The organism is Micromonospora sp. NPDC048839 (assembly GCF_040649915.1).
In the GTDB taxonomy this organism is placed as follows: Bacteria; Actinomycetota; Actinomycetes; order Mycobacteriales; family Micromonosporaceae; genus Micromonospora.
Genome location: NZ_JBEZGL010000011.1, coordinates 241,988 through 251,756, shown reverse-complemented (window position 1 = coordinate 251,756; position 9,769 = coordinate 241,988). Strand labels below are relative to the sequence as shown.

The following is a 9,769-nucleotide window of genomic DNA, read 5'->3' as shown; positions in this document are numbered from 1 at the left end:
GACCGACGGCACGACGCCGACCGACGGCACGACGCCGACCGACGGCACGACGCCGACCGACGGCACGACGCCGACCGACGGCACGACGCCGACCGACGGCACGACGCCGACCGAGGGCACGACGCCGACCGACGGCACCGACCCGATCAGCGACGGCACGACGACACCCGTCCGGCGCCGCGCCGACGCGGCGAGCTGAGCAGGGGTACGCAGGATGGGTGCCGGTCACGGGCATGTGCTGTACCGCGAGTCGGACTCGCCGGTGCACCGGCTCCCGCCCGAAGCCAAGATCGTGGCGATGGTGGTCTTCACCATCGCCGTGGTGGCCACCCCACGCACGGCGTTCTGGGCCTTCGGCGCGTACGCCCTGCTGGTGGTGGCGGTCGCGGCGCTGGCCCGGGTGGGGCCGCGGTGGCTGCTCAGCCGGGCGCTGATCGAGCTGCCGTTCGTGCTGTTCGCCGTGGCGCTGCCGTTCCTCGGCACCGGCGAACGGGTCGAGGTGCTGGGCCTGCGGCTGTCCGAGGACGGGCTGCACGGCGCGTGGAACATCCTGGCCAAGGGCACCCTGGGCGTGCTCGCGTCGCTGCTGCTCGCCGCGACCACCACCACCCGGGACCTGATCGTGGGGTTGGACCGGCTGCGCTGCCCGCAGGTGCTCACCCAGATCGCCACGTTCATGCTGCGCTACCTCGACGTGCTGGTCGGCGAGGCGCGGCGGATGCGGGTGGCCCGGATCTCCCGGGGCGACGACCCGCGTTTCCTGTGGCAGTTGCGCGGCTTCGCCGCCGGGATCGGGGCGTTGTTCCTGCGCGCCTTCGAGCGCGGCGAGCGGGTCTATCTGGCGATGCTGTCGCGCGGTTACACCGGGCGGATGCCCGCCGTGTGGCAGGGCGACGGCGCCGCGAGCATCGGTCAGTGGCTCGTCGCGTCGACAGTGCCGGTGTTGGCCGCCTCCATCGCCGCCACCGCCGTCGTACTGTCATGATCGGTGTCGTGCAGACCGCTGTCTCGCTTGACGTTCGTGGCGTTCGGTACGCGTACCCGGACGGGCACGTCGCCCTGCACGGGGTGGACCTGAGCGTCCCGCGCGGCGACCGGGTGGCGCTGCTCGGGCCCAACGGGGCCGGCAAGACCACGCTGGTACTGCATCTCAACGGGATCCTCGTCCCGACCGAGGGCAGCGTGAGTGTCGGCGGGCTGACGGTCACGCCGGACCGGGCCACCCTGGCCGAGGTGCGTCGCCGGGTGGGCATCGTCTTCCAGGACCCGGACGACCAGTTGTTCCTGCCCACGGTGGCCGAGGACGTGGCGTTCGGGCCGGCGAACCTGGGTCTGCGCGGGGCGGAGCTGGCCGCCCGGGTGGACGAGGCGCTCGACGCGGTGGGGATGGGCGCGCACCGGGACCGGTCCCCGCAGCATCTCTCCTTCGGGCAGCGCCGGCGGGTGGCGGTGGCGACCGTGCTCGCCATGCACCCGGAGATCCTGGTGCTCGACGAGCCGTCGTCGAACCTGGACCCGGCGGCCCGTCGTGAGCTGGCCGAGATCCTGCGCGACCTGCCGGTGACCCTGCTGATGGTGACGCACGACCTGCCGTACGCGGCGGAGCTGTGCGACCGTTCGGTGATCCTGGACGGTGGCCGGATCGTCGCCGACGCCCCCACCCTGGACCTGCTGACCGACTCGGACCTGCTGGCCCGCCACCGCCTCGAACTCCCCTACGGCTTCACCCCACCCCGGTAACCCCACCCCACTACCCCCCACCCCCGCCGGTGGGGCGGGGCGGTTCAGGTGCGGGCTGGGGTTGGGGTTTTGGCGGCCGCGTGCAGGCGCAGGACGCCGGCGGCGGTCGCCCCGGTGCCGGTGATCAACACCAGCGCGACCATCACCCGGGCGATCTCGGGCGACCAGGGGACCGGGGCGATGGATCGGGCGAACACGGCGGCGTTCGCCGCGCCGGCGAAGAGCGCCAGGCAGGCCCCGGCCAGCGCCACCGCGAAGTCGGCGGCCGGGCGGCGGGCCAGCGCGTAGCAGCCGGCGGCGATCGCGCCGAGGCCGGTGAGCAGCGACCAGATCTGCCCGGACAGCAGCCCGAGCGTCACCCCGCCCACACCCTGGGCGCCCGCGTCCAGTTCCCGCCCCACCGGGTACGCGACGGCCACCACGCCGCCCACGACCAGCAACGTGCCGACCGCGGACAACGCGCGGGCGCCGGCGGGCGAGGCGGCGGTGAGCAGGCCGAGCGCGCCCACCGCGAGCAGGCCGACGATCGTCACCGCCCACCAGGTGTACGCGTCCGGCGGCGGCACCCAGTCCAGCGTCCCGCCGATCGTCACCTGGTCGGCGCCGTCCCGCAGGGGGATCGTCCAGTCCCGGACCCGGTGCTCCCGGTCCGGCGCCGCGCGTACCGCCGCCGGTGGTGCCGACTCCTGCCACAGCGCTCGTTGGTCGTGCCAGCGCACGGTGGTCCCGTCGGCGACCCGCCGCCAGGTCGGCGGGGCGGCCGGGTCGGCCTCGGCCGGGAGCGCGGTGTCCCCGGCGATGGTGCGGTTCAGGTAGGTGGCGGGGGAGCGGCTGTTCTCGAACACCCCGTCCGGGGTGATCCGCAGGTACGGCTCGCCGGAGTAGCCGACGACCTCGACGGCCCGGCCGGTGTCGTTCGTCAACTCCAGTCGGGCGCCCGCCTCGACGACGCGTACCTCAAGCCCTGGCCGCTGTGGCGTGACGCCGGTGGTCCGGGTGCGGTAGTCGGTGCCGTCGGGGGCGTCCGCGCCGTGCGCGGCGGCGGGGGTCGCGGTGAGCAGGGTCGCCACGCCAGCGGCGGTGGCGACCAGGCCGACGCGAGCCAACAGGGTACGGATCACTTGCCGGCCGCCGCCACGGCCGCGGTGAGGGCGTCCGGGGTGGGGTTGTCGAGCGGCTGACCGTTGACCCTGACGGTCGGCGTGCCGGTGACGTCGCTCTGGCTGGCGTCGTCGGTGACGTGTTCGGTCCAAGTCCGGTACGTCTTGTCCTTCACGCAACCACCGAAGGAGCCCCGGTCGAGGCCCACGCCGACGCCGATGTCGACCAGTTGGTCGTCGGTGAGCCCGGCGCTGCCCTCCGGCGGCTGCTGCGCGAACAACTCCTTGGCGTACTCGTGGAACTTGCCGCCCGCCGCGGCGCAGCCGGAGGCGGCCGAGGCCCGGGTCGAGTACTCGGTGGTGGAGAAGCGGTTGAGGAAAGCCACCGGGTGGTAGACCACCTTCGCCTTGTTGTCGGCCACCAACTGCTCGAGCGTCGGCCCGGTGCTCCCCTCGAACTGCTTGCAGACCGGGCAGAGGAAGTCCTCGTAGACGTCAACGGTGACCGGCCCGCCACCGGTGACGATGCCGGTGCCGGCCGCGTTCGCGCCGGGTGGGGTGGTGAAGGAGTCGGAACGCTGGTTGGTATAGACGGTCCAGCCGACGACACCGGCGATGACCAGGACGACGACCGCCGCGGCGGACACCCAGACCGTGCGGCGACGCCGTCGCTCGCGGGCGAGTTGCTCGCGGACCACCCGGGCGGCGTCCCGTTTTCCCTTGCGACTACTCATCCTCGTCCTCCACAGCGGGTTCGCCGGACAACCACCCGTCCACCGATACCGGCGTACGCGGCCAGACCAGCACAAATCCGGCCAGTACCAAGAATCCCAGGTCCCGCAGGATCTCCGGGAGGTAACTGGGTGCCTGCCCCTCGCCCAACTGCCCGCCGCTGCCGAAGCAGCCGCAGTCGATGGCCAGCCCACGCGCCCAGGCCGAGGCGATCCCCGCGATGAAGACCACCAGCAGCGCGGCCGACACCCCGGCGACGAGCCGGGTGGCCAGCCCGAGCAGCAACAGCACGCCCAGCGCCAGCTCGACGAAGGGCAGGGCCGCGCCGACCACGGTCGCCACGTCGTACGGCAGCACCTGGTACGCGTTGACGGCTCGCCCGGAGGCGGCGAGGTCACCGACCTTCGACGCGCCGGCGACGAGCCAGACGGCGGCGAGGCCGAGCCGTGCCGCCGTGGCGAGCCAGGGCCGGACGACCGGCCAACGGCCGAGCCGGGGGGAGGGTGCGGTCACGCTCATTTTGTCGTCCCGTCTGCGCCGGAAGTTCCCCGCTCACCCGGTCAGGGCGTCGCCGACCGCCTCGACCAGCTCGTCGCGGGCCCGGGCGACCCGGGATCGGATGGTGCCCACCGGCACCCCAACGACTTCGGCCGCCTCGGCGTACGACAGGCCGAGCAACTGGGTGAGCACGAACGCGGCGCGCCGCTCGGCGCTGAGTCGGCGGACCAGGTCCGCCGCGCCGAACTGGCCGGCCGGGTCCGGGTGCGGGCGGTCGGTGTACGCGTTCGCGGCCAGCCGCTCGTCGAGTCGGCGGCGGCGGATCACCGTGCGCAGGTGGTCGGCGCAGGCCCGACGGGCGATGCCGAGCAGCCAGGTGCGGACGCTGGAACGGCCCTCGAACGCGGGCAGCGCCCGAAACGCCCGCAGGTAGGTCTCCTGAGTCAGGTCGTCGGCGCTGTCCGGGTCGACCAGGGCGGCGGCGAACCGCCAGACCTCCGTCTGGGTCAGCCGGACGAACGCCGCCTGGGCGCTCGGGTCACCGGCACGCGCGCTGAGCGCCCACTCGGTCGCCGGGTCCCGGGCGGCGTCACCGGCCGGCTCTGCCGGACCGGCGGCACCGGTGTCACGCGGGACGGGGATCACGACAAACCAGGTTACGCGGCGCCCGAGGCGGCGTCACGGTCCTTCGACTCCTGGATGGTCTGCACCACGTCGGGAACTTTTCCCCCACCGGAGCCGACTACCTCCTCATGACACGCGATCCCTCCCGCGCGGCACGGGCGGCTGAGCAGAGTTGAGCCCTTTGCCCGACTCGGCTCGCCGAGATCCACACCGGTCGGCGACCATGGCTGGCATGACTGTCGCCCCCCGCCGCTGGATCACCCGGCTGGCTGCCGCCGCCGGCCTACTGGTCACCGTCGTCGCCCTGTTGATCGCGCCAGCCACCCCGGCCAGCGCCCACGCGGTGCTGGAGAGCACCAGCCCGGCCGCCTCCTCCGTCGTGCCGAGCGCGCCGTCCGAGGTGGTCCTCCGGTTCAGTGAGTCGGTCCGCAAGGTTCCCGGCAAGATCAGGGTCATCGCTCCGGACGGGTCCCGCGCCGACCGGGGTGAGCCGTCCTTCGACGGCGGCGAGGTGCGCATCCCGGTGGACCCGGCCGGCGGGCGCGGCACCTACCTGCTCAGCTTCCGGGTGATCTCCGCCGACAGTCACCCGGTGTCCGGGGCGTTCACCTACTCGGTCGGCGCGCCCTCGACGCCACCCGTCGACTCCGGCACGGACAGCCGCGCCAACCCGGTCGTGGGTACGGCGGTGAAGGTGGCTCGTTTCCTCGGCTACACCGGTCTGGTGCTGCTGGTCGGGCCGGCGCTGGTGCTCGCCGCGCTGTGGCCGCGACGGCTCTCCCGGCGGGGACCGGCGCGGCTGGCCTGGACCGGTCTCGGCCTGGTGGCCGTCGCCACCCTCGCCGACCTGTGGTTGCAGGTGCCCTACACGGCCGGCGGTGGTCTCTTCGAGGTGACCGGCGAGGGGTTCGGCAGTGTGTTCGGCAGCGCCTTCGGCACCGCCCACCTGGTCCGACTCGGCCTGCTGGCGGCCTCCGTCTTCCTGCTCCGGCCGCTGCTGACCCGGCCGGTCGGTCGCGCTGACGCGATCATCCTGGCCGTGCTCGGCGGCGCGGCCCTGCTGACCTGGCCGCTGGCCGGGCACCCGGCGGCCTCCCCGGCGCCGGCGGTCTCCGTGGTCGTCGACGCGGTCCACCTGGGCAGCATGGCGGTCTGGCTGGGTGGTCTGCTGATGCTCGCCACGTTCCTGCTGCGCCAGGCCGACGAGCGGGAGCTGGGCGCGATCCTGCCCATCTGGTCACGGTGGGCGGCGCTCGCCGTCTCGGCGCTGCTGCTCGCCGGCACCGTCCAGGCGCTGATCGAGGTGGCCACCCCGCAGGCGCTGTTCGACACCACGTACGGGCGGCTGCTGCTCGCCAAGATCGCGTTGTTCGCGGTGGTGATCGCCGTGGCCGCGTACTCCCGGCAGTTGGTGCGTCGCCGCGTCGCCGCGCAGCGCCCGGCGCCGGTCCGCCGTGCGGTCTGGGTGGAGTTGGCCGTCACCGTGGTGGTGTTGGGCCTGTCCGCCACGCTCGTGCAGACCACGCCCGCCCGCACCGCCGTGGCCGGGCCGTCCAGCACCGAGGCCGGCCTCTTCAGCACCAAGCTGTCCAGCTCGCTCTACGACATGCAGATCGAGGTGAGCCCGGCCCAGCGGGGCAACAACTCGGTGCACCTGTACGCCTACGACAAGAACAACCAGCCGCTGCCGGTGGTGGAGTGGAAGGCGACCGCCGCGCTGCCCTCGGCCGGGATCGAACCGATCGACGTCCCGCTGCTGCCGTTGACGGACAACCACGCCTACGGCGACATCAGCCTGCCGGCTTCCGGTGACTGGCAGATCAAGATCACCGCCCGAACGACAGACATCGACCAGGCCACGGTGACCGCCACCGTGCCGATCCGTTAGAGAGGTCCGCGAAACCCATGACCCGATTCCGGCGTACCGCAACCGCCGCTGCCGCCCTGGCGTTCACCGCCGCCGCCACCGCTGTGCTCGGCTTCGCCGGACCGGCGTCCGCGCACGTCACGGTCAACCCGAAGGAGGCGGTCCAGGGCGGGTACGCCCGGGTGGCGTTCCGGGTGCCCAACGAGAGCGACACCGCCTCGACCACCAAGCTCGAGGTGACCCTGCCGGAGAACGCCCCGGTCGGCTCGGTGTCGACCATGCCGGTGCCCGGCTGGACGGTCGCGACGGAGAAGCGCAAGGTGGACCCGCCGATCGAGGTGCACGGCAGCCAGCTCACCGAGGCGATTTCCAAGATCACTTGGACGGCCACCGGCGACGCGGCGGTGAAGCCCGGCCAGTTCCAGGAGTTCCCCGTCTCGATGGGGCCGCTGCCGAAGGTCGACTCGATGGTCTTCAAGGTCCTGCAGACCTACTCGGACGGCGAGATCTCGCGCTGGATCGATCCGCCGGCGCCGGGTGCCGAGGAGCCGGAGCACCCGGCGCCGGTGCTCACCCTGGCCGCCGCCGCGGCACCCGCCGGTGCGCCCGCGCCGAGCGCCGCCGCCGTGTCGTCGCCCGACGACGACGATGACGACGAGGGCAACGGGCTCGCGGTCGGCCTCGGTGTGGCCGGTCTCGTCGCCGGGCTGGCTGGTCTGGTGCTGGGCGGGCTGGCGTTCTCCCGGAGCCGTCGGGAGCCGGTCGCCAAGTCCTGACCCCGTCCCACCCGCTGGCCCGCCGGAACCCTCCGGCGGGCCAGCGCGCTTTCCGCGGTCGGACCGTACGGTGCCGTCGATATCCCCTGATCACCGTGCCCGCGTCGGTAAGGTCGGCCGGGTATCTGGCTACGGAGGGAGACGGTGCGAATGCGTGTCGTGCGGGCGATCGTCGGTGTGCTGCTGGTGGCCATGGGGATTCCGGCGCTGTTCGCCGGTGGCGCGTTGTGGTTGGTGACGCGACACGCCGACCCCGACGGGGCCTTCGCCGCCCGCTTCGAGACGCTCCGCACGCCCGGTCACGCGGTCGTGGTCACCGACCTCGACCGTCTGCTGCGCCAGGAGGCGCCGTTCGCGCGTACCGGGCAGACCCGGCTGCGACTGGACGCCCGCACCTCGGGCGGCCCGGCCTTCGTGGGGCTCGCCCCCACCGCCGAGGTGCGTGGCTGGCTGGCGCCGGTGCCGCACGCCGTGATCCGTCGGGTGGCGCTGGCCCAGGGTCCGCTGCCGGTTCGGCTGGACCCGGCCGGTCCCGCTGCGGGCGGTCCGGTCGATCCGGCCGCCGTCGTGCCGGTCGGCCCGCCGGATCGGCAGTCCTGGGTACGCCAGGGCGTCGGCTCGCTGGAGTGGAGCGCGGACGACCTGGCCGGTGAGCCCATGAGTCTGGTGCTGATGCGCCCCGACGGTGCCGCCGACCTGGCGCTGGACCTGCGCGCCGAGGTGCGGGCGGGGTGGACCGGCCCGGCCACCTGGACCCTGCTGACCGCCGGCGTCCTGCTGGTGGCGTGCGCCCTGCTGCTCCTGCTGCGACCGCTGCGCCCACGCGAGGTCATCTTCGTGGTGGAGCCGGATCAGGTCCCGGTGCTCGCCGGCCGGCTCGGGGTCACCTCGCTGAGTGGCCTGGGTGCCCGGGATCCCGCGCCGGCCGCGCCCTTTCCGGCTGTGCGGCAGCTCACCATGGTCGGTTCGGGCGCGAAGGCCACGACCCGGCCGATGGCGGTCGACGGAACGGCGGGTGGCCCTCCACGCTGCCGACGCGGAGGGCCACCCTCACCGGGGGATCGGTGCTACCCGAGCGACGCTTGAGGTAGATGAGACCAGATTAGCGCCAGTGGCGGCTACTGGGTAGATGTGTCCAGTTGGTGCGATTTTTCCTGCGGTTGTGGTTGGTCGGCGGGTCGGACGCGGCGCAGGCGCACCGGCAGGGTCGCCAGCAACAGCAGGCTGAGCAGCACGTAGGCGTTCTGCAGGACGAAGTCCACCGGGTCGTGCGTACGGACCGCTCCCGCGCCCCATTCCTGGAACGTCACCACGCCGTAGACGACCACGGCGGTGGTGACAAGCGCGAGCCCCGCCAACCACCGACGCCTGCGTGCCTCGTCCGGGCGGTCGGCACTCAACGCCGCGTCCGCGAGCAGCACCACCGCCGGCACGAACCAGTAGATGTGGTGGGTCCAGGTGATCGGGCTGACCAGCGAACCCACCAGCCCGGTCAACGTCAGGCCCGTCAACAGGTCACCGGCGCGAGCCGCGCGGGCGGCCCGCCACAGGCCGTAGGCGGCGACCACGGCGACCACCAGCAGCCAGAGCAGCCGGTCCGGCTTCTCCGGTGCGGTGAACCGGCTGAGCAGGCCGAACAGCGACTGATTGCCGACGTAGTCAGTCCGTCCCACCCGGTCGTTGTCCCACAGCTCCTGGGTCCAGAACCGCCACGAGTCGCCCGGAGCGATCGCCGCCGCGAGCAGGGTCGCCGCCGCGGCGGTCGCGCTCGCCACCGCGGCGGCCCGCCACCGTCGGGTGGCCAGCAGGTACACGATGAAGATGCCGGGAAAGAGCTTGAGCGCCGTCGCCAGCCCCACGCCGATCCCGGCCCAACGCCGCGCCTGCGGTACGGCGAACAGCAGGTCGGCCAGGATCAGCACGACCAGCAGCATGTTGATCTGCCCGAAGGTGATCGTCTCGCGGGTGCTCTCCACGGCCAGCACCAGCAGTACGGCCACGATCAGCGTGAACGCCCGGGGCAGGTCGTGCCGGGCGATGACCGGCATCATCAGCCAGCGGGTGGTCAACACCACGGCCAGCACGGTGAGCACCGTGAAGATCGCCACGGTGGCACCGAGCCGCAACAGGCCGAACGGCCACAGCAGCAACGCGCTGAAGGGCGGGTAGGTGAAGTACAACTCGCCCTGCACCCGGTCGGGTTGGACGTAGTCGTAGAGCGGGTGGCCGACACGCCACCAGTCGACCGCCGACATGTAGATCTTGAGGTCGAGGAATTTGTGGTTCAGGCCCGGCAGGTAGAGCGCTGGCAGCACGGCGATGAGGGCCACCACCGTGACCAGGCGACGGACCGTACGGCCGCCGGGATCGTCGTCCGTGACGGCGGGCGGTGCTACGGGATCGGCTGGCACCCCGAAACCCTAGCGGTCTGG

General features: G+C 73.1%; 10 protein-coding genes and 1 pseudogene. 6 read left to right on the top strand and 5 right to left on the bottom strand.

Annotated features, from left to right (window positions below; translation table 11 throughout):
* From AB0C25_RS22345 to AB0C25_RS22335, 3 genes are all read left to right on the top strand, one after another.
* Nucleotides 1-199: hypothetical protein (locus AB0C25_RS22345; protein WP_357375991.1), on the top strand; the 199-nt coding region annotated here is incomplete at its 5' end.
* A gap of 15 nt (nt 200-214) precedes the next feature.
* Nucleotides 215-985: a cobalt ECF transporter T component CbiQ gene (cbiQ, locus tag AB0C25_RS22340; RefSeq protein WP_357375989.1), complete on the top strand. Its 771-nt coding sequence runs from the start codon at nt 215-217 to the stop codon at nt 983-985.
* Nucleotides 982-1,740 carry an ABC transporter ATP-binding protein gene (locus AB0C25_RS22335; RefSeq protein WP_357375987.1) on the top strand — a complete coding sequence of 253 codons (759 nt, stop codon included), beginning with the start codon at nt 982-984 and terminating at the stop codon, nt 1,738-1,740. Before cbiQ ends, AB0C25_RS22335 begins: the two co-directional genes overlap by 4 nt.
* Before the next feature lie 44 nt (nt 1,741-1,784).
* On the opposite strand, the gene AB0C25_RS22330 is transcribed toward AB0C25_RS22335, so the two are convergent.
* From AB0C25_RS22330 to AB0C25_RS22315, 4 genes are read right to left on the bottom strand one after another with little or no spacing between them, the layout of a single operon-like run.
* Nucleotides 1,785-2,861 (bottom strand): hypothetical protein, encoded by a 1,077-nt coding sequence (locus AB0C25_RS22330; RefSeq protein WP_357375985.1) that lies wholly within the window; start codon nt 2,859-2,861, stop codon nt 1,785-1,787.
* Complete coding sequence (locus AB0C25_RS22325) at nt 2,858-3,574, bottom strand: thioredoxin domain-containing protein (protein WP_357375983.1); 717 nt, start codon at nt 3,572-3,574, stop codon at nt 2,858-2,860. Before AB0C25_RS22325 ends, AB0C25_RS22330 begins: the two co-directional genes overlap by 4 nt.
* Nucleotides 3,567-4,091: a MauE/DoxX family redox-associated membrane protein gene (locus AB0C25_RS22320; RefSeq protein ID WP_357375981.1), complete on the bottom strand. Its 525-nt coding sequence runs from the start codon at nt 4,089-4,091 to the stop codon at nt 3,567-3,569. Before AB0C25_RS22320 ends, AB0C25_RS22325 begins: the two co-directional genes overlap by 8 nt.
* A 33-nt stretch (nt 4,092-4,124) precedes the next feature.
* Entirely contained in the window at nt 4,125-4,715 is a 591-nt protein-coding gene (locus AB0C25_RS22315; RefSeq protein ID WP_357375979.1) for a sigma-70 family RNA polymerase sigma factor, read from the bottom strand.
* Nucleotides 4,716-4,917: 202 nt separating this feature from the next.
* On the opposite strand from AB0C25_RS22315, the gene AB0C25_RS22310 reads away from it, so the two are divergent.
* The 3 genes and pseudogenes from AB0C25_RS22310 to AB0C25_RS22300 all read left to right on the top strand — a co-directional run.
* Entirely contained in the window at nt 4,918-6,582 is a 1,665-nt protein-coding gene (locus AB0C25_RS22310; RefSeq protein ID WP_357375977.1) for a copper resistance protein CopC, read from the top strand.
* Between the two features lie 17 nt (nt 6,583-6,599).
* Nucleotides 6,600-7,337, top strand: coding sequence for a YcnI family protein (locus AB0C25_RS22305; RefSeq protein ID WP_357375975.1), 738 nt, complete (start codon nt 6,600-6,602; stop codon nt 7,335-7,337).
* 690 nt (nt 7,338-8,027) lie between these two features.
* Nucleotides 8,028-8,325 (top strand): annotated as a pseudogene (locus tag AB0C25_RS22300) (hypothetical protein); the annotation flags it as partial.
* Nucleotides 8,326-8,455: 130 nt separating this feature from the next.
* Here AB0C25_RS22300 and AB0C25_RS22295 read toward each other — a convergent pair.
* Nucleotides 8,456-9,748, bottom strand: a complete 1,293-nt coding sequence (locus tag AB0C25_RS22295) for a glycosyltransferase family 87 protein (RefSeq protein ID WP_357375973.1) — start codon at nt 9,746-9,748, stop codon at nt 8,456-8,458.
* Nucleotides 9,749-9,769 lie beyond the last annotated feature (21 nt).